Source organism: Enterobacter sp. T2, from assembly GCF_010692925.1.
GTDB lineage: Bacteria > Pseudomonadota > Gammaproteobacteria > Enterobacterales > Enterobacteriaceae > Enterobacter > Enterobacter kobei.
On record NZ_CP048736.1, the window covers coordinates 2,415,770 to 2,434,754 of the forward strand.

Here is an 18,985-nt window from a genome sequence, read left to right on the forward strand (position 1 = left end):
GCCAGCCTGCGCACCAGGCTTGTCTACTGCTTTGGCACCTTCGCCAGGCTAAACCACATTCCTGCCGCCAGCAGCAACAACATGACCCCCGCACTCCCCAGCGCCACGCTGTGGGAGGTAATAAACGCACTTTTCGCCGCCTCCGTCACCGAAGCCGCCAGTGCTGGCGTGAGATCCTGCGCCACCTTCATCGCCTCGCCGATGGATGACGAGGCTTTGTCGACGAGAGACGCATTCAGCCCCTGCGGCAAATCAATCGACGCAGAGAAACTGCGGGTCAGCAGCAGACCAAAGATAGCGATCCCAAGCCCGGCCCCCAGTTCATAAGACATGGTTTCAATCGCCCCGGCAGCGGCGGCCTTTTCTTTCGGCGCGGCGGCCATGATTGCAGAGGTCGAGGCCAGCAGCGCGCTGGCGGCGCTGAAGCCCAACAGCACCATCAGGCTCCACGCCTGCCACTGCTGCGTGCTGAAATCGAGCATCGAGAGGCCAATGAAACTGACCGCGCTGAGCCCCATGCCACCCGCAGCGACAATGCGTAGCCCCAGACACCCCACCAGTACCCCGGCGATCGGCCCGCTAAACCCGCTCGCCACCATGACCGGAAGCATAAACATGCCCGCTTCAAATGGCGTAAAGCCGTGAACGAATTGCAATTCCTGCGCCATCAGCAGCTCAAAGCCCACCAGCGCGATCATCGCCGTCATCGCCATCACCACACCGCTGAGAATGATGCGGTGACAAAACAGGCGCATGTCGATCATTGGCACGCGGGCGCGCAGTTGAATACGCACGAAAATCAACAGCATCACAGCCCCGGTAAGCAACGTACAGGCTACCAGCCACGGCGACAGCACGCCTTTCAACGCGGTTTTGGCGCTGTAGACCAGCAGCAGGATCGCAACAATCAGCATGATGGCATGGCTGATATTCAGCGGCTGCTCAGGACGCCCCTGTTGACGGGGTACAAAACGCGCGGCCAGCGACACCACCACCAGCACGATCGGGACGTTGATCAAAAACACCGCTCCCCAGTAGAAATGCTCAAGCAGGATACCGCCAATCAGCGGACCAAATGCCGCCCCACCTGAACCCACGGCCGCCCAGACGCCAAGCGCGATATTACGATCCCGCGCGTCGGTAAACAGCGTGCGGATCCCGGCCAGCGTGGCCGGAATGATCATTGCCGCACCGATTGCAAGCGAGGCGCGCGCCGCAATCAGCCACCCGGCTGACGGCGCAAAAGCTGCCGCCAGGGACGACACCCCGAACAGCATGCTGCCGATCATTAACAATCGTTTAAACCCCATGCGGTCACCGAGTGCGCCCATCGGCAGCACCATACCCGCCATCACTAGCGAGTAGATGTCGATAATCCACAGTAATTCGTTACCGCTGGCGCCCAGCGTCATGCTCAATGTCGGCGCCGCCACGTGCAGCACCGTCGCGTCGATCGCGACCGGGATATAAACCAGCACGATAATCACTAACGCTAACCACTGACGAAACATAAATTTCCTTTTCATTTTAAACATGGACACATGTCCAGGATGCGATCCTACGTAAAGTTGAACGAGTGTCCAGCTTTTTGTTACACTCGTTTCATTCCCATTGAGAGTGAGTAAACATGCGATATCTGAGCAAGGATGAACGGCGGGAAGCAATCTTACAGGCCGCCATGCGCGTGGCGCTCGCCGAGGGGCTGGCGGCGATGACGGTGCGGCGCATTGCGACTGAAGCGGGCGTCGCTACCGGGCAGGTTCATCACCACTTTGCCTCCGGCGGTGAGTTGAAATCGCTGGCATTCGTTCGCCTGATCCGCGAACTATTAGATGCCGACGTAGCGGATGAACGTGCCACCTGGCGGGAACGGTTGCACAGCATGCTCGGCAGCGACGACGGTAAGTTTGAGCCTTATATCCGACTGTGGCGGGAAGCGCAAATTCTCGCCAGCCGGGATCCCGAGATCAAAGCAGCTTATGTCCTGACCATGGAGATGTGGCATCACGAGACGGTGGTTATTATCCGTGCCGGGGCGGAAGCAAGGGCATTCACACTCACCGATCGGGCGGAAAATATTGCCTGGCGTTTGATAGGGCTGGTTTGCGGCCTGGATGGGATCACCGTATTAAATATGCCGGAAATGGACGATGCGGCACTAAATAAACATCTCGACAAACTTATCGCGCTGGAATTGTTTTAATACTCCTTCCGGAGTATTAATTCCCGCAACACTTACAATTGGTAACATATTAAGCGCTCCGCAATTTCCATTCTCACCTCAGGGGCGCGCTTTTTTATCTATCCTTTCAGATGTATCCCAAAACATCCAATAAATCCAACAGCAAATTCTCACTCATCTTTTTGTTTTTACTTCTTTTTTCTTTCCATTAAGGTAAGCAAGAGGGCGCTATGTCGCAACAAAGTGAAAAGAATAATCCGTATCTGTTGAGTAACTGGAAACCTGAAAACGCGCAATTCTGGGAGAATAAAGGAAAACATATCGCACGAAGAAATCTATGGATTTCTGTGGCTTGCCTGCTATTAGCGTTTTGCGTCTGGATGTTATTTAGCGCCATCGCCGTCAACCTGAATAAAGTCGGATTTAATTTCACCACCGATCAGCTTTTTATGCTAACAGCATTACCTTCTCTCTCCGGTGCGATATTGCGCGTCCCCTACTCGTTTATGGTACCGATATTCGGTGGGCGTTACTGGACGGTATTGAGTACCGTCATCCTGATTATCCCCTGCGTGTGGCTGGGAGTTGCCATTCAAAACCCCGCGACGCCGTACTGGATCTTTATCATCATCGCCCTGCTCTGCGGTTTTGCTGGCGCTAACTTCGCATCTAGCATGGGCAACATCAGCTTTTTCTTCCCGAAATCCAGACAGGGCAGCGCGCTGGGCATCAACGGCGGGCTGGGCAACCTGGGCGTCAGCGTGATGCAGCTGGTTGCGCCGCTGGTCATTTTCCTCCCGATGTTCACCTTCCTCGGCGTGCACGGCGTGCCACAGGAGGATGGCTCGACGATGTGGCTGGCAAACGCGGCCTGGATCTGGGCCCCCCTCCTGCTGCTGGCAACCATTGCGGCGTTTTTTGGCATGAACGATATTGCCAGCTCAAAGGCCTCCATCGCCAGCCAGCTTCCGGTCCTGAAACGTTTTCACCTCTGGCTGCTAAGCCTGCTCTATCTGGCGACCTTCGGCTCGTTTATCGGTTTCTCGGCGGGCTTTGCCATGCTGTCGAAAACCCAGTTTCCGGACGTGAACATCCTGCACCTCGCCTTCTTTGGTCCCCTGATCGGCGCGCTGGCCCGCTCGGCGGGCGGGATGATCTCCGACAAACTGGGCGGCGTGCGGGTGACGCTGATCAACTTCGTCTTTATGGCGATTTTTAGCGCCCTGATTTTCCTGACGCTTCCGGGCTCCGGTTCAGGCAGTTTCTTCGCCTTTTATCTGGTGTTTATGGGGCTGTTCCTCACTGCCGGGCTGGGCAGCGGTTCCACCTTCCAGATGATTGCGATTATTTTCCGCCAAATCACCCTCGACCGCGTCAAAAAGCAGGGCGGCACGGACGAGCAGGCGCAGCATGAAGCGGTGACCGAAACAGCGGCCGCGCTGGGCTTTATCTCTGCCATCGGCGCCGTGGGCGGCTTCTTCATTCCCAAAGCATTTGGCACCTCGCTGGCGATGACCGGATCGCCGGTCGGGGCCATGAAAGTGTTCCTCGTGTTTTACATCGTCTGTGTTCTTGTCACCTGGCTGGTGTACGGCCGCAAATCGTCACAAAAATAATAACGACCTCTTTGCCGGAGCGGGATGTACCCCCCTCCGGCCATGCTATCGAAGCAGGAGAAATGTCATGAGCAAACTGTTGGACCGCTTTCGTTACTTCAAAACAAAAGGCGACAGTTTCGCCGATGGCCACGGGCAGGTGTATCACACCAACCGCGACTGGGAGGACAGCTATCGTCAGCGCTGGCAGTTCGACAAGATTGTGCGCTCCACCCACGGCGTGAACTGTACCGGCTCCTGTAGCTGGAAGATTTATGTCAAAAATGGCCTGGTGACCTGGGAAACCCAGCAAACCGACTATCCACGCACCCGCCCTGACCTGCCAAACCACGAACCGCGCGGCTGCCCGCGTGGCGCAAGCTATTCCTGGTATCTCTACAGCGCCAACCGTCTCAAATACCCGCTGGTGCGCCGCAGGTTAATTGAACTCTGGCGAGAAGCGCTGGCGCAGCATACCGATCCGGTGCTGGCCTGGGATGCCATTCAGAACGATCCGCAGAAAGCGCAGAGCTACAGGAAAGCGCGCGGAAAAGGCGGTTTTATCCGCTCAAACTGGAAAGAACTGAACCAGCTGATTGCCGCCGCCAACGTCTGGACCATCAAAAATTATGGCCCCGATCGCGTCGCCGGTTTTTCCCCTATCCCGGCGATGTCGATGGTCTCTTACGCCGCCGGGACCCGCTATCTCTCGCTGCTGGGCGGCACCTGCCTGAGCTTTTACGACTGGTACTGCGATCTGCCTCCGGCCTCCCCAATGACCTGGGGTGAGCAGACCGATGTGCCGGAATCAGCAGACTGGTATAACTCCAGCTACATCATTGCCTGGGGCTCGAACGTGCCGCAGACGCGTACCCCGGACGCCCACTTTTTCACTGAGGTGCGCTACAAAGGCACCAAAACCGTCGCCATTACGCCGGACTTCTCGGAAGTCGCGAAGCTGAGCGACCAGTGGCTGGCGCCTAAACAGGGCACCGACAGCGCTCTCGCCATGGCAATGGGCCATGTGATCCTTAAAGAGTTCCACCTTGATAACCCGAGCGACTACTTCCTCAACTACTGCCGCCGCTACACCGACATGCCGATGCTGGTCCTGCTGGACGAACAGGCCGATGGTCGCGTCGTACCGGGGCGGATGCTGCGGGCCTCAGACCTTGTCGACGGGCTGGGTGAAGCCAATAATCCTGAATGGAAAACGGTCGCCTTTGATATTGCCGGGAACCTGGTAGTGCCAAACGGTTCCATCGGCTTCCGCTGGGGAGAAAAAGGCAAATGGAACCTGGAGCCCCGGGCGGCAGGCCATGAAAGCGAGCTGACCCTCTCCCTGCTGATTACGCACGATAGCGTCGCAGATGTCGCCTTCCCCTACTTTGGCGGTAATGAGAACCCGCATTTTCGCAGCGTGAAGCAGGAGCCGGTGCTGACGCGCCGCGTGCCGAGCAAAACCCTGACGCTCGCCGACGGTCGCGAGAAACGGGTGGTCAGCGTTTACGATCTGGTGCTGGCGAACTACGGCCTCGATCGTGGTCTGCAGGACAGTAACGCTGCAGACAGCTATGACCAGATCAAAGCCTACACTCCCGCATGGGGAGAGCAGATCACCGGCGTACCCGCGTATCTGATTGAAAAAATCGCCCGCGAGTTTGCCGACACGGCGCACAAAACGCACGGGCGGTCGATGATTATCCTCGGTGCCGGGGTGAATCACTGGTACCACATGGACATGAACTACCGCGGGATGATCAACATGCTGGTCTTCTGCGGCTGCGTCGGGCAGAGCGGTGGCGGCTGGTCGCACTATGTGGGCCAGGAGAAACTGCGTCCGCAAACCGGCTGGCTGCCGCTGGCCTTTGCGCTGGACTGGAACCGCCCGCCACGTCAGATGAACAGCACGTCATTCTTTTACAACCACGCCAGCCAGTGGCGCTATGAGAAGCTGACTGCGCAGGAGCTCCTCTCCCCGCTGGCGGATGCCACCCAATTCACCGGGCACCTGATCGACTTCAACGTTCGCGCCGAGCGCATGGGCTGGTTGCCCTCGGCCCCGCAGCTCAACCTGAACCCGTTGCACATTAAGGCACGTGCCGATGCGGCGGGCATGACGCCGCAGGACTACACCGTTCAGGGGCTAAAATCGGGTGACGTTCGCTTCGCCTGCGAGCAACCCGATAACGGCAAGAACCACCCGCGTAACCTGTTTGTCTGGCGCTCTAACCTTCTTGGCTCGTCCGGGAAAGGTCACGAGTACATGCTGAAATACCTGCTCGGCACCGAGAGCGGCATTCAGGGTGATGATTTGGGTTCCACAGACGACGTGAAGCCTGAAGAGGTCGAATGGCAAACCGCTGCCATCGAGGGCAAGCTCGATCTGCTGGTGACGCTCGACTTCCGCATGTCCAGCACCTGTCTGTTCTCCGATATCGTCCTGCCGACTGCCACCTGGTACGAAAAAGACGATATGAATACCTCGGACATGCACCCGTTTATTCACCCGCTCTCCGCCGCCGTCGATCCGGCGTGGGAATCGCGCAGCGACTGGGAGATCTACAAAGGCATCGCCAGGGTCTTCTCCGAGGTGTGCGTCGGTCACCTGGGCACCGAAACCGACGTGGTTCTGCAACCGTTGCAGCACGACTCTCCGGCGGAACTCTCTCAGCCGTTTGATATCCAGGACTGGCGCAAAGGTGAATGCGATTTGATCCCCGGCAAAACCGCGCCAAACATTGCGGTCGTTGAGCGAAACTACCCGGAAACTTACGAGCGCTTTACGTCTCTTGGCCCCCTGATGGACAAGCTCGGTAACGGCGGAAAAGGCATATCGTGGAATACCCAGAACGAGGTCGATTTCCTCGGCAAGCTCAATTACGTCAAGCCCGACGGCCCGGCAAAAGGTCGTCCGCGGATTGAAACCGCCATTGACGCTTCAGAGGTGATCCTCGCCCTCGCGCCGGAAACCAACGGTCAGGTGGCGGTTAAGGCCTGGCAAGCGCTTGGGGAGTTGACCGGACGTGACCACACGCATCTGGCGCTGAACAAAGAAGACGAGAAAATTCGCTTCCGCGACATCCAGGCGCAGCCGCGCAAAATCATCTCCAGCCCAACCTGGTCCGGTCTTGAGAGCGAGCATGTCTCCTATAACGCGGGTTATACCAACGTTCATGAGCTAATCCCCTGGCGCACCCTTTCCGGTCGTCAGCAGTTGTATCAGGATCACCCGTGGATGCGTGCTTTCGGGGAGAGTCTGGTGGCCTACCGTCCGCCGATTGATACCCGTAGCGTGAGCCATATGCGCGAGATCCCGCCGAACGGCTTCCCGGAAAAAGCGCTTAACTTCCTGACGCCGCATCAGAAATGGGGCATTCACTCCACCTACAGCGAAAACCTCCTGATGCAGACCCTGTCGCGCGGCGGGCCGATTGTCTGGATAAGCGAAACCGACGCGCGTGAGCTGGGCATTGAGGACAACGACTGGATCGAAGCCTTTAACGCTAACGGCGCCCTCACCGCCCGCGCGGTAGTCAGCCAGCGCGTGCCGCCGGGCATGACCATGATGTACCACGCTCAGGAGCGCATTCTGAACATTCCGGGCTCTGAAGTGACCGGCCGGCGCGGGGGGATCCACAACTCCGTTACCCGCGTCTGCCCGAAACCGACGCACATGATCGGCGGCTATGCGCAGCTGGCGTACAGCTTTAACTATTACGGCACCGTCGGCTCGAACCGCGACGAATTCATCATGATCCGCAAAATGAAAAACATTAACTGGCTGGATGGCGAAGGTCGGGATCAGGTACAGGAGACGAAAAAATGAAAATACGCTCACAGGTTGGCATGGTTCTGAATCTCGATAAATGCATCGGCTGCCACACCTGCTCGGTCACCTGTAAGAACGTCTGGACCGGGCGTGAAGGCATGGAATATGCGTGGTTCAACAACGTCGAAACCAAGCCGGGCATTGGCTATCCAAAAAACTGGGAAGACCAGGATGAGTGGCAAGGCGGCTGGATCCGAGGGATCCACGGCAAACTGACCCCGCGTCTCGGCGGCAAAATGGGCGTTCTGTCGAAAATTTTCGCTAACCCTGTTCTGCCGCAAATTGACGATTACTATGAACCCTTCACCTTTGATTATCAGGACCTGCATCGCGCCCCGGAGGGGGATCATCTCCCTACCGCTCGCCCTCGCTCGCTGATTGACGGCAAGCGGATGGATAAAATCGTTTGGGGGCCTAACTGGGAGGAGCTGCTGGGCGGTGAGTTCGAAAAGCGCGCCCGCGACCGCAACTTTCAGAAGATCCAGAAGGAGATGTACGGCCAGTTTGAAAATACCTTCATGATGTACCTGCCGCGCCTGTGCGAGCACTGTCTGAACCCGAGCTGCGTCGCCACCTGCCCGAGCGGTGCCATCTACAAGCGCGAAGAGGACGGCATTGTGCTGATTGACCAGGACAAGTGCCGCGGCTGGCGTTTGTGCATTAGCGGTTGTCCGTACAAGAAAATCTACTTTAACTGGAAGAGCGGTAAATCCGAGAAATGCATCTTCTGCTACCCGCGCATTGAGTCCGGCCAGCCGACCGTTTGCTCAGAAACCTGCGTCGGGCGCATTCGCTATCTCGGCGTGCTGCTGTACGACGCGGACCGCATTGAAGAAGCGGCCAGCACCGAGCACGAAACCGATCTGTACGAACGTCAGTGCGACGTGTTCCTGAACCCGCACGATCCGGCGGTCATCGAAGAAGCGCTGAAACAGGGCATTCCGGCGAACGTCATTGAGGCAGCGCAAAAATCGCCTGTTTATAAAATGGCGATGGACTGGAAGCTGGCTCTGCCGCTGCACCCGGAATACCGCACACTGCCGATGGTCTGGTACGTGCCACCGCTGTCACCGATTCAGTCCTACGCGGATGCCGGCGGCCTGCCGCAGAGTGATGGCGTACTGCCTGCTGTCGAAAGCCTGCGCATCCCGGTGCAGTATCTGGCAAATATGCTTAGCGCAGGTGACCCAGGCCCGGTGCTGCGTGCTCTGAAACGTATGATGGCGATGCGCCACTACAAACGCTCCCAGACCGTGGAAGGCGTAACCGATACTCGCGCCATCGAAGAAGTCGGCCTGACCGAAGCGCAGGTTGAGGAGATGTACCGCTATCTGGCTATTGCGAATTACGAAGATCGCTTCGTGATCCCCACCAGCCACCGTGAAATGGCGCGCGACGCGTTCCCGGAGAAAAACGGCTGCGGCTTCACCTTTGGTGACGGTTGCCACGGCTCCGACACCAAATTCAACCTCTTCAACAGTAGCCGCATCGATGCCATCAACATTACCGAGGTGCGCGAACATGGGGAGGGAGAATAATGCAGATCCTCAAGATCGTCGCGCTGCTGATTGAGTATCCCGATGACACGCTGTGGGAGAACCGTGATGAAGCGCTCTCGTTGATTGCGCAGGACGCGCCCATGCTGCTGCCGTTTGCCCGACAGCACCTGAGCGCCCCGCTGCTGGATAAACAGGCCGAGTGGTGTGAAGTGTTCGAACGCGGGCGCGCGACTTCGCTGCTGCTGTTCGAGCACGTTCACGCCGAATCCCGCGATCGCGGCCAGGCGATGGTTGACCTGATGAGTCAGTATGAAAAAGCGGGCCTGGTGCTGGACTGCCGTGAACTACCGGATTACCTGCCGCTCTATCTGGAATATCTCAGCATCGTAACCGACGACGAAGCGCGTGAGGGATTGCAGAACGTCGCGCCAATCCTCGCCCTGGTTGGCGCTCGTCTGAAACAGCGCGGCGTGGCGCATTATCAGCTGTTTGACGCCCTGCTCGCCCTCGCCGGAAGCCGCCTTTCAAGTGACAGTGTCACTAAACAGGTGTCAGGCGAGAAACGCGACGACACCCGCCAGGCGCTGGATGCCGTGTGGGAAGAGGAACAGGTGAAGTTTATCGAAGACAACGCCACATCGTGCGACAGCTCGCCGATGCAGCACTATCAACGACGCTTTAGCCAGGACGTCGCGCCGCAGTACGTGGACGTCAGTGCCGGAGGCCCAAAATGACACATTACCTGAACGTGTTTTTCTATGACATTTACCCCTACATCTGCGCCACCGTTTTTTTCCTCGGCAGCTGGCTGCGTTACGACTACGGGCAGTACACCTGGCGCGCCTCGTCGAGCCAGATGCTCAGCAAACGCGGTATGAACTGGGCCTCTAACCTGTTTCACATCGGGATCCTGGGGATTTTCTTCGGCCACCTGTTCGGCATGTTAACCCCGCACTGGATGTATGCCTGGTTTTTGCCCGTCGCGGTTAAACAGCAGTTGGCCATGATTGCGGGCGGGATTTGCGGCGTGCTGACACTCATCGGTGGGTCAATGCTGCTGATCCGCCGCCTGTTCAACCAGCGCGTGCGTGCAACGTCCACCACGCCGGATATCATCATCATGAGTATCCTGCTGATCCAGTGCATTCTTGGGCTGTCGACCATTCCGTTCTCCGCTCAGTATCCGGACGGAAGCGAGATGATGAAGCTGGTCGGCTGGGCACAGGGGATCGTGACGTTTAAGGGCGGCTCGTCGGAGATGTTAAGCGGCGTGGCACCGATCTTCCGCGTACATCTGGTGCTGGGAATGACGATCTTCCTTATCTTCCCGTTCACCCGCCTGGTCCACGTCTGGAGCGCGCCGTTTGAGTATTTTACCCGGCGGTATCAGGTGGTGAGATCGCGCCGCTGAGTGTGTCGGGTGGCGGCTACGCCTTACCCGACCTACGTTCGAACCCTTCCAGGCCCGGTAAGGCGTAGCCGCCACCGGGCTATAAGGTCAGAACGGAGTGCTTCCGCTTATGATTGAAACAACTAACATCAGAACTAAAACCGCAATGATGAGACCAAAAGCCAGTAACGCCGCATGAAAAGCGATCGTGGCCCCGGAAAAAAAGAGTGCCCCACTCACGGTCCATTTGTTCTCTTTACGCAGACCACTAATGAAAGCAAGTCCAAGGGACAAGACAGACAACACTATTCCGCTGGCGATCAGTAACTGGTCGATATCTACCGGTTTCTTTTTCGTCTCAACGATCGGCTGCTCTCCTTTTAAACCAGCCATTATTCCTTTTTTTACTGCCGAAACCTTTTCAGCCACAACAACTTCAAGTGCTGTCGACTTTGAAGAAAACGGACCGAGGGTGAACTGAGCTAAGGAGAGAAGCAGCGCAATAACACCGAGCAACATTCCCAAAGAACTAAATTTATTCCGAATCAAGATTTCCATATCAGTATGCCTTTTATGTTGGCGGGTGGCGGCTGCGCCTCACCCGACCTACGTTCGAACCCATGTAGGCCCGGTAAGGCGTAGCCGCCACCGGGCTATTTTCCTGCCTGCGGATGCGTATCAAACCCCGCCATCACCGCCGTCAATTCTGCTAGTGTAAAGCCGTGCTTCGGATCGTCAACCCCAAGACCAAACCGCGACTGCATCAGCTGATACAGCGCCTCTGCATCCGGCAAATGGATCTGCTCCTCCACATGGCCATTCTGCCAGTGGGTGAAGTTGAAGTTGGTCAGCGTCAGCTTACCGCCGTCCGGCAGATGGCGGCACATCAACAGATGATGGCGGAAATGCGATTGCGGCCAGTGCGCCGACCAGAAGTTCCCCATAACATAATCACTGAAATATTGCGTCGTCAGGTCAAAGTGATACATCGACTGCCAGTGTTCATGATGGCGGAACTGCAGCACCCAGTCGTTCCCCTCGCTCAGCAGACGATACTGCCCGTGCGGCGTTTCCTGTTCTTCGTTAGCCAGCAGACGAATCGGCGCCGTCAGCGTCTGGCCGCCAAACCCAACGTCAGCAATCCAGCGTTCACCGTTAAGCTCGACCAGCAGCAGGCGGTGCGTACGCGGCGGCATCTGCGACGGATTCGCCAGGACCACGCGCCCGAGCACGCTGCGCACCGTAAACCCGACGTCACGCAAGACTCGCTCAAAAAGGCCGTTTTGCTCAAAGCAATATCCCCCACGGCGCGCGGTCACCAGTTTGTCCTCCAGACATTGATCTTCGAGATGAATTTCGCGCGGCAGGACGACATCAATATTTTCGAATGGAATGGCGCAGTTGTGGTGTAAATGCAGCGCGCGCAGGGTATCGATATCTACCCGTGTGGGTTGCGTCCAGCCGATACGCGCGAAATAGCCAGTCAGAAATGGGGACATGCATCAGTTTCCTTTGAGGGTGATGTTCTGTTTATAAACTAATTTTGCGCATTCATTTTGATTTACGTGCTTTTTCGCCATACTCATCGTGTAGATGAGGAGATCCTATGAGCCACTTTCGCCCTGTTGAATTGCGTCATGCCAGCCGCCTGCTGAACCACGGTCCTACCGTACTGATTACCAGTCGGGACGAATCTCTCGACAGACGCAACGTGATGGCCGCCGCATGGTCAATGCCCGTGGAGTTTGAACCGCCGCGCATCGCTATCGTGGTGGACAAAAGTACCTGGTCGCGCGAGCTGATTGAGCGCAGCGGGAAGTTTGGGATTGTCATTCCCGGCGTAGCGGCGGCCAACTGGACTTACGCGGTCGGCAGCGTCAGCGGGCGCGACGAGGACAAATTCAACTGCTACGGCATTCCGGTCGTAAACGGCCCTGAACTCGGCCTGCCGGTTATCGAAGAAAAATGTCTGGCGTGGATGGAGTGCCGGTTATTACCCGTTACCTCCGCAGCGGAAAAATATGACACATTGTTTGGCGAAGTGGTTTCGGCGGCAGCAGATGAGCGCGCGTTCGTCGCCGGACGCTGGCAGTTTGACGGGGATAAACTGAATACGCTGCATCATCTTGGGGCCGGGACGTTTGTGACGAGCGGGAAGATGGTGAAGGCTCTGGATTGAAAAACCCTCTCCCCATAAGAGAGAGGGTTGACGTACTACTTCGCGCGCTTCGAAATAATCTCATCCGCAACATTCCGCGGTGCTTCCGCAAAATGATGGAACTCCATCGTATACGTCGCGCGTCCCTGGGACATCGAGCGTAATGTCGTGGCGTAGCCAAACATCTCGGCCAGCGGCACGTCAGCGCGGATAATCTGGCTGCCGTACTGCTCTTCCATGCCCTGCACCATGCCGCGTCGGGAGGAGAGATCGCCCATGATGTTACCGGCGTACTCTTCCGGTGTTTCCACCTCCACGTGCATGATCGGCTCAAGAATCACCGGATCCGCCCTGCGAGCGCCCTCTTTGAAACCAAGGATTGCCGCCATGCGGAACGCCATCTCAGACGAGTCGACATCGTGGTACGAGCCAAACGTCAGCGTCGCTTTAACATCGACAACCGGATAGCCCGCCAGCACACCGCTGTTCATGGCCTCCCGCAGCCCTTTCTCAACGGACGGGATATACTCGCGTGGCACCACGCCGCCCTTTGTCGCATCCTCAAACGTAAAGCCACTGCCAGGTTCTGTCGGCTCCAGGCTCAGGACAACATGGCCGTACTGCCCTTTACCACCGGACTGACGGACAAACTTACCTTCGATATCCTTCACCGCCTTACGCAGGGTTTCACGGTAGGTCACCTGTGGACGACCAATGTTCGCCTCGACGCCAAACTCACGCTTCATACGGTCGACGATAATCTCCAGGTGTAACTCACCCATTCCGGAAATAATGGTCTGACCGGACTCTTCGTCAGTATGCAGACGGAACGACGGATCTTCCGCTGCCAGACGCTGCAGCGCGATCCCCATTTTCTCCTGATCGCCTTTGGTTTTCGGTTCGATCGCCAGCGAGATAACCGGATCCGGGAACTCCATGCGTTCAAGCGTGATGACGGCGTTCGGGTCGGTCAGCGTATCACCGGTGGTCACGTCTTTCAGCCCAACGCAGGCCGCGATGTCCCCGGCGCGCAGTTCATCCACCTCGTGACGGTCGTTGGCGTGCATCAGCACGATACGCCCGATGCGCTCTTTTTTTCCTTTCACCGGGTTATAGACCGCATCACCTTTACGCAGCACGCCAGAGTAAACGCGGATAAAGGTCAGTTGCCCGACATACGGGTCGCTCATCAGCTTGAATGCCAGGGCGGAGAACGGCTCATCATCGCTCGGATGACGCTCCGCGTGCTGCCCTTTTTCATCCACACCATCAATGGCCGGCACGTCCAGCGGGGACGGCATCAGCTCAATCACCGCATCAAGCATACGCTGCACGCCTTTGTTTTTGAACGCGCTGCCGCACAGCATCGGTTGGATTTCGCCAGAAATGGTGCGGATACGCAGGCCTTTAATCATGTCCGCTTCCGTCAGATCTCCCGTTTCAAGGTACTTATCCATCAGCTCATCGCTGGCTTCCGCCGCGGCTGAGACCATTTTTTCCCGCCATTCCTGGGCGGTACTGACGAGATCGTCCGGCACGGGTGCATAGGTAAACACCATGCCCTGAGTGGCATCGTCCCACAAAATGGTGCGCATCTTGATGAGATCCACCACGCCAGTGAAGTGCTCTTCCGCGCCAACCGGAATCACAATCGGCACCGGGTTGGCCTTCAGGCGTTCCTGCATCATCCGCACCACGCGGAAGAAATCTGCCCCTGGACGGTCCATTTTGTTTACAAACGCAATGCGAGGAACTTTGTATTTGTTCGCCTGACGCCAGACGGTTTCCGACTGTGGCTGCACGCCACCCACGGAGTCATACACCATGACCGCGCCGTCGAGCACGCGCATGGAACGTTCGACCTCAATGGTGAAATCCACGTGCCCCGGGGTGTCGATGATGTTGATCCGGTGCGGTTCAAACCCTCTGTCCATGCCTGGCCAGAAGCAGCTGACCGCCGCGGAGGTAATCGTGATCCCGCGCTCTTGCTCCTGTGCCATCCAGTCAGTGGTTGCCGCGCCATCGTGTACTTCACCCAGCTTATGGCTCATCCCGGTATAAAACAGGATGCGCTCAGTGGTGGTTGTTTTACCGGCATCGATATGCGCGGAGATACCGATGTTGCGATAACGTTCGAGAGGGATGGGTCGGGGCATACTATTTCCTTAAGTCTTTCTGACTTGTCTGTGACGACCGGGATGGTCGTGTATTCGTTCGTTTGCTATAATAGTCCTATTGTACGAGTATTATCGAACTATTTTTTACGGGTTGACCTATTGTTGATATAGCTCAATCTGACGCCATACGCAGGAAAACGATGATCCCTAACCACCCTGAAACTGAACAAATACTGCTGGAAAATGTGCTGTTTGCTCTCGGCAACCCGCTCCGGCTGTCAATTATCCGCCGACTTGCCGACGGCGGCGAACTCAGCTGTAACGCGCTGCGCCCGGAAGATGTGGTGAAATCCACCATGACCCACCACTGGCGCGTATTGCGGGACAGCGGCGTCATCTGGCAGCGTCCGCAGGGACGAGAAAACATGATTTCTTTGCGAAGAGACGATCTGGATACCCGTTTTCCAGGGCTGATGGAGATACTTTTGCAGGCTAAATGATAAGAGTACTTCTGGTTTAATGCCCCTTAAAATTTAAGGGGCACACGGACAGCGAAGGGATTTATCTTACGTGCATACGATATTCAATCATCCCGCTTTTTTTCGCAATCCAGTCGTACAATCGTTGCGCGCGATAATTGGCTTCATGCGTATGCCAGTAAAGATGGCTGGCGTGATGTTTTCTTGCTTCTCTCTGCACATATTCTATTAACTGTTTGCCCGTGTGTTTGCCCCTTGCTGCATCGCTGACATATAAATCTTCGAGGTAGCAATAATCGCTCTCGGACCAGGTTGAACGGTGAAAAAGATAATGCGCAAACCCCACCACCTCTCCATTGCATCGTGCCACTACGCAGAATACTGGCTCAACGGGGCTGAAAAATCGTTGCCAGGTTCGTTCAGTCACAGCCCCGGACAGATCGACGTTGTAAAATTCCTGATATTTTCTCCATAGTGGCATCCAGCTTTCAAAATCACGTTCTTTAACTGCCTCAATGGTCACGCTCGTATTATTCATATTGCCTCTGTGCTTATTCCGTATTTGTTTCAGGAAGAGTGTATTCGCTGAATGGCCCGTTTTGCCCCGCCAATTCTCATCACAAAGGCAGACCAATTTTTCATCCTGCTGCATGCAATATTGCTTTAGAATCAAGGGACACAGAGGGAAAAGTGGACAACATAATGTTTAAGCACGCGCAGCTTGAAACGGTTAAGGCATGGATTATCGACCCTGCAAACGGTTCACTACCGCTTCATGAAAGGATCCAGAGAGCGATACGCACATTGATACTTGAAGGGACCTTATCGCACGGTAAGGCGCTTCCTGCTTCACGTGCGCTGGCTACCTCATTGAATGTTTCGCGGGATACGGTTGAAGCAGCCTATTCCAGCCTGCATGCAGAAGGTTTTATTGAGCGGCAAACAGGCAGAGGGAGCTTCGTCTCTTCCAGCGCCCGGTTTTTAAAACCACGTTCCCGACAGCATCCGCCAACCGCGGAAACACGAAAAGCAAAACTTAGCGCCCGTGGAAAGGTCATCTATGAAAGTGGCGGGATCCGCGAGTTTTCTTCGCCACGTCCGCTGGCGCCCGGTATCCCCGAAACCCGCCTGTTCCCCATTCCAACCTGGGAGCGTCTTCAGCGGCAGGTCCTGAAGGAATATCAGCACAAGATACTGGAGCAAAGTCCACCGCAGGGCATGGAGCGCTTACGGCGGGCCATCGTGGAATATGTCAATCTTGAGCGCGGGACACGTGCGAGTGCAGAACAGGTGATCGTTCTGACAAGTTCTCAACAGGCGCTAGCGCTCTGTTCACACGTGCTGCTGGACAACGGGGAGAGTATTGTCATTGAAGATCCCACCTATCAAGGGGCACACAAAGCGTTTAAGGCTGCCGGACTGCACCCTGTCCCGGTTCCTCTTGATGAAAAAGGCATATCCGTTGACGCACTTAATTCGCTAACCGAACCTGCCAGAGCTATCTACCTTACGCCTTCTCATCAGTATCCAACCGGGGTGACGCTCTCTCTTGACCGACGACTGGCCGTCATTGACTGGGCAAACCGTCACGCCGCCTGGATCATTGAGGATGACTATGACAGTGAGTTTCACTATGAAGGAAAGCCTATGGCCTGCCTTCAGGGGCTGGATGCTTACAACCGGACAATTTATATCGGCACGTTCACCAAGTCGCTGTTCCCCGGGCTACGTATTGCGTACATGATCGTCCCCTCAGAACTGACCGAACCCTTTACCATGGCCAGGACATTAATGGACGGCCATACCGCATCAATAACTCAACTGACGCTGGCTAAATTTTTGGAGGGTGGCCATTTTGGTGCCTATATTCGCAAGATGAGGAACGTTTATGTTGCTCGTCGCGACAAACTGGCCAGCCTGATGGACGAGTATCTTTCTGATTATGTTGTGTACACAACGCCAGCGGGTGGCATGCAGATGCCTTGCCACCTGAGGCACGGGCTATCCGAGAAGGACATTGCCACCGCGGCCCGTCGCGCTGATATTGATATATTAGGACTTACCGGCTTATATGCAGGCAGCCCGGTATCCACCGGTTTTTTAATGGGATTTGCCGCTTACACCGAAAGAGAAATAGAAGACACGGTAAAAAAGCTGGCCGCAATTTTCCGGTCATGTTGTTATCTCTCGCCACTGTAGATACTCGACAGCAGCCCTGGTGGCCTGCGGACTATGCGCCGTACCGCAGGCCCTCACCGCATGGTGAGGGCAGGATGCTCCCTTAGTGCTGGACGCCCGAGCGGTCAGTAAGCTCGTCGGCGGAGAGAATATCCGCTCGCGATGCCACGCTCTTGCGGCGGGCGTACCTGTCCGGCTGGCCTTCCGGGCGCGTTTTGAAGCGTCGGTGGAGCCACATATACTGCTCCGGTGCCATCAGCACGGCTCGCTCGATAGCCCTGTTCATCTGCGTTGCAACCGTCTCTTTGTCAGCACCCTGCAACGACGCGCTGATATCCTCAAGAATAATCAGTTCGTAACCGGTTCCGTCCGCCCTGCGACGCGGCACGAACGGAATCACGGCGGGCTGAGCGCTTTTTACCAGCATATAGCTTCCTGCCGTAGTTGCGGCATCCGGGACAGCAAAGAAGGGTGCAAACACGCTGTTAGTCTTGCCATAGTCGTGATCCGGGGCGTACCACAGAATCTCATTCTGCTTCAGGGCGCGGATCATGCCTTTTAAATCATGACGGTCCAGCATGGTTTTATTAGAACGCAGACGCCCGCGCGTCTGAAGCCAGTCCAGCAACGCATTATTATTCGGACGATAAACCCCAATCCCCGGGTTGAGCATGCCAAAAATCCGCGCGCCCAGTTCAAGGGTGAGAAAATGCATGCCAACCAGCACCACGCCCTTTCCTTGCGCCCTGGCCTGCTCCATATGCTCATACCCGCGCACGGTAAAGCATTTACGCACCCGCCACTCGGGCCAGAACCACGCCATGCCGGTTTCAATTACCCCCATCCCCACGGATTCAAAGTTACGCTGCAGCAAGGCTTCACGCGCCTCTGCTTTCATCTGCGGGAAGCATAGCTCAAGGTTGCGGCGGGCAATCGCCACGCGGCGAGGGAGAAGGCGCATAGCCAGCCGCCCGAGGCGATGTCCAATTCTGAATAACAGCGGATAAGGCAGTAGCATAATGAGCCATAGCGCGGCGATGCCTGTCCAGCTTAGCCAGTATCGAGGATGGAAAAAGGCAGGTGAAAACCGGGGTAATTTTGTCATGAGAAAATTATCCTTTAACGTTGCTGTCCTTAATTGATTCTGTTGTCGATCTTTCCTAAGGATTTATAAAATGTCAGTCAGGAACGTAAAGTGTACCGGATAAGATTAAACTTATTTTTATCGTTTTTTGCGGAAAGAAGGCTGGAGAGGCAGACAAAGCCGGGTAAGACGAAGCGGCCACCCGGCATAAAACTTACATTGAATATCCCGGTTTCTTAATCAGGTCATCCATCTTCGGGGCGATCTCGGTATCCCAGACCTGGGCTTTCCAGTCTGCTTCCTGAACTTCATTCAGCGCTACCGAAATGGAACGGTCTTTACTGTTAAGATGGCGCGTAATCACTTCGGCAATATCGGCCGCCAGCGCGGTTTTTTGTTCGTCGTTGAGATCGCGGGGAAAGTATTTGATATCTACGTGTGGCATATGCAGGTTTCCTGTTGTGGTTGAGC

16 protein-coding genes are annotated in these 18,985 nt (G+C 56.1%); 9 read left to right on the forward strand and 7 right to left on the reverse strand.

Translation table 11 applies throughout. From position 1 onward, the window contains the following. Positions 1–23: 23 nt before the first annotated feature. The gene (locus tag G0034_RS11605) at positions 24–1,511 is read right to left on the reverse strand and encodes an MFS transporter (protein WP_179120887.1); all 1,488 of its coding nucleotides are present in this window, start codon (positions 1,509–1,511) and stop codon (positions 24–26) included. A gap of 116 nt (positions 1,512–1,627) precedes the next feature. On the opposite strand from G0034_RS11605, the gene G0034_RS11610 reads away from it, so the two are divergent. From G0034_RS11610 to narI, 6 genes are all read left to right on the forward strand, one after another. Continuing rightward, positions 1,628–2,203, forward strand: coding sequence for a TetR family transcriptional regulator (locus G0034_RS11610; protein WP_179120888.1), 576 nt, complete (start codon positions 1,628–1,630; stop codon positions 2,201–2,203). Between the two features lie 209 nt (positions 2,204–2,412). Next, positions 2,413–3,798 (forward strand): NarK family nitrate/nitrite MFS transporter, encoded by a 1,386-nt coding sequence (locus G0034_RS11615; RefSeq protein WP_179120889.1) that lies wholly within the window; start codon positions 2,413–2,415, stop codon positions 3,796–3,798. A 67-nt stretch (positions 3,799–3,865) separates the two neighbouring features. Further along, entirely contained in the window at positions 3,866–7,606 is a 3,741-nt protein-coding gene (locus G0034_RS11620; protein ID WP_179120890.1) for a nitrate reductase subunit alpha, read from the forward strand. Beyond that, positions 7,603–9,147, forward strand: coding sequence for a nitrate reductase subunit beta (narH, locus tag G0034_RS11625; protein ID WP_032636429.1), 1,545 nt, complete (start codon positions 7,603–7,605; stop codon positions 9,145–9,147). Before G0034_RS11620 ends, narH begins: the two co-directional genes overlap by 4 nt. Then, on the forward strand, positions 9,147–9,842 hold the full coding sequence (gene narW, locus G0034_RS11630) for a nitrate reductase molybdenum cofactor assembly chaperone (protein ID WP_179120891.1): 696 nt from the start codon (positions 9,147–9,149) through the stop codon (positions 9,840–9,842). The genes narH and narW overlap by 1 nt, the downstream gene beginning before the upstream one ends. Further along, a complete protein-coding gene (narI, locus tag G0034_RS11635; protein ID WP_014883923.1) occupies positions 9,839–10,519 on the forward strand; it encodes a respiratory nitrate reductase subunit gamma in 681 nt (226 codons plus the stop codon). Before narW ends, narI begins: the two co-directional genes overlap by 4 nt. Before the next feature lie 87 nt (positions 10,520–10,606). Here the strand turns inward: narI and yidI are convergent, their stop codons facing one another. Both yidI and nhoA read right to left on the reverse strand, forming a co-directional pair. After that, positions 10,607–11,056: an inner membrane protein YidI gene (yidI, locus tag G0034_RS11640; protein ID WP_179120892.1), complete on the reverse strand. Its 450-nt coding sequence runs from the start codon at positions 11,054–11,056 to the stop codon at positions 10,607–10,609. Between the two features lie 95 nt (positions 11,057–11,151). Continuing rightward, positions 11,152–11,997 (reverse strand): N-hydroxyarylamine O-acetyltransferase, encoded by an 846-nt coding sequence (gene nhoA / locus G0034_RS11645; RefSeq protein ID WP_063666498.1) that lies wholly within the window; start codon positions 11,995–11,997, stop codon positions 11,152–11,154. Positions 11,998–12,104: 107 nt separating this feature from the next. Between nhoA and G0034_RS11650 the strand changes: the two genes are divergently transcribed. Continuing rightward, a complete protein-coding gene (locus G0034_RS11650; RefSeq protein ID WP_023330480.1) occupies positions 12,105–12,677 on the forward strand; it encodes a flavin reductase family protein in 573 nt (190 codons plus the stop codon). Positions 12,678–12,712: 35 nt separating this feature from the next. Here G0034_RS11650 and fusA read toward each other — a convergent pair whose 3' ends face one another. Further along, the gene (fusA, locus tag G0034_RS11655; RefSeq protein WP_032636425.1) at positions 12,713–14,812 is read right to left on the reverse strand and encodes an elongation factor G; all 2,100 of its coding nucleotides are present in this window, start codon (positions 14,810–14,812) and stop codon (positions 12,713–12,715) included. A 161-nt stretch (positions 14,813–14,973) separates the two neighbouring features. On the opposite strand from fusA, the gene G0034_RS11660 reads away from it, so the two are divergent. Beyond that, positions 14,974–15,273, forward strand: a complete 300-nt coding sequence (locus tag G0034_RS11660; RefSeq protein WP_023330483.1) for an ArsR/SmtB family transcription factor — start codon at positions 14,974–14,976, stop codon at positions 15,271–15,273. Between the two features lie 61 nt (positions 15,274–15,334). Here G0034_RS11660 and G0034_RS11665 read toward each other — a convergent pair whose 3' ends face one another. Continuing rightward, entirely contained in the window at positions 15,335–15,790 is a 456-nt protein-coding gene (locus tag G0034_RS11665; protein WP_023337343.1) for a GNAT family N-acetyltransferase, read from the reverse strand. 164 nt (positions 15,791–15,954) lie between these two features. Here G0034_RS11665 and pdxR point away from each other — a divergent pair, with 164 nt between their 5' ends. Beyond that, a complete protein-coding gene (gene pdxR / locus G0034_RS11670) occupies positions 15,955–17,451 on the forward strand; it encodes a MocR-like pyridoxine biosynthesis transcription factor PdxR (RefSeq protein WP_179120893.1) in 1,497 nt (498 codons plus the stop codon). 82 nt (positions 17,452–17,533) lie between these two features. Here pdxR and G0034_RS11675 read toward each other — a convergent pair whose 3' ends face one another. Both G0034_RS11675 and pptA read right to left on the reverse strand, forming a co-directional pair. After that, positions 17,534–18,535, reverse strand: coding sequence for a Kdo(2)-lipid IV(A) acyltransferase (locus tag G0034_RS11675; protein ID WP_179120894.1), 1,002 nt, complete (start codon positions 18,533–18,535; stop codon positions 17,534–17,536). A 193-nt stretch (positions 18,536–18,728) separates the two neighbouring features. Continuing rightward, positions 18,729–18,959 (reverse strand): tautomerase PptA, encoded by a 231-nt coding sequence (gene pptA, locus G0034_RS11680; protein WP_014883932.1) that lies wholly within the window; start codon positions 18,957–18,959, stop codon positions 18,729–18,731. Positions 18,960–18,985: the final 26 nt, after the last annotated feature.

Coding starts and splice junctions, on each gene's coding strand:
- G0034_RS11605 (WP_179120887.1), bottom strand. CDS start 1,511: ATGTTTCGTCAGTGGTTAGCGTTAGTGATTATCGTGCTGGTTTATATC.
- G0034_RS11610 (WP_179120888.1), top strand. CDS start 1,628: ATGCGATATCTGAGCAAGGATGAACGGCGGGAAGCAATCTTACAGGCC.
- G0034_RS11615 (WP_179120889.1), top strand. CDS start 2,413: ATGTCGCAACAAAGTGAAAAGAATAATCCGTATCTGTTGAGTAACTGG.
- G0034_RS11620 (WP_179120890.1), top strand. CDS start 3,866: ATGAGCAAACTGTTGGACCGCTTTCGTTACTTCAAAACAAAAGGCGAC.
- narH (WP_032636429.1), top strand. CDS start 7,603: ATGAAAATACGCTCACAGGTTGGCATGGTTCTGAATCTCGATAAATGC.
- narW (WP_179120891.1), top strand. CDS start 9,147: ATGCAGATCCTCAAGATCGTCGCGCTGCTGATTGAGTATCCCGATGAC.
- narI (WP_014883923.1), top strand. CDS start 9,839: ATGACACATTACCTGAACGTGTTTTTCTATGACATTTACCCCTACATC.
- yidI (WP_179120892.1), bottom strand. CDS start 11,056: ATGGAAATCTTGATTCGGAATAAATTTAGTTCTTTGGGAATGTTGCTC.
- nhoA (WP_063666498.1), bottom strand. CDS start 11,997: ATGTCCCCATTTCTGACTGGCTATTTCGCGCGTATCGGCTGGACGCAA.
- G0034_RS11650 (WP_023330480.1), top strand. CDS start 12,105: ATGAGCCACTTTCGCCCTGTTGAATTGCGTCATGCCAGCCGCCTGCTG.
- fusA (WP_032636425.1), bottom strand. CDS start 14,812: ATGCCCCGACCCATCCCTCTCGAACGTTATCGCAACATCGGTATCTCC.
- G0034_RS11660 (WP_023330483.1), top strand. CDS start 14,974: ATGATCCCTAACCACCCTGAAACTGAACAAATACTGCTGGAAAATGTG.
- G0034_RS11665 (WP_023337343.1), bottom strand. CDS start 15,790: ATGAATAATACGAGCGTGACCATTGAGGCAGTTAAAGAACGTGATTTT.
- pdxR (WP_179120893.1), top strand. CDS start 15,955: ATGTTTAAGCACGCGCAGCTTGAAACGGTTAAGGCATGGATTATCGAC.
- G0034_RS11675 (WP_179120894.1), bottom strand. CDS start 18,535: ATGACAAAATTACCCCGGTTTTCACCTGCCTTTTTCCATCCTCGATAC.
- pptA (WP_014883932.1), bottom strand. CDS start 18,959: ATGCCACACGTAGATATCAAATACTTTCCCCGCGATCTCAACGACGAA.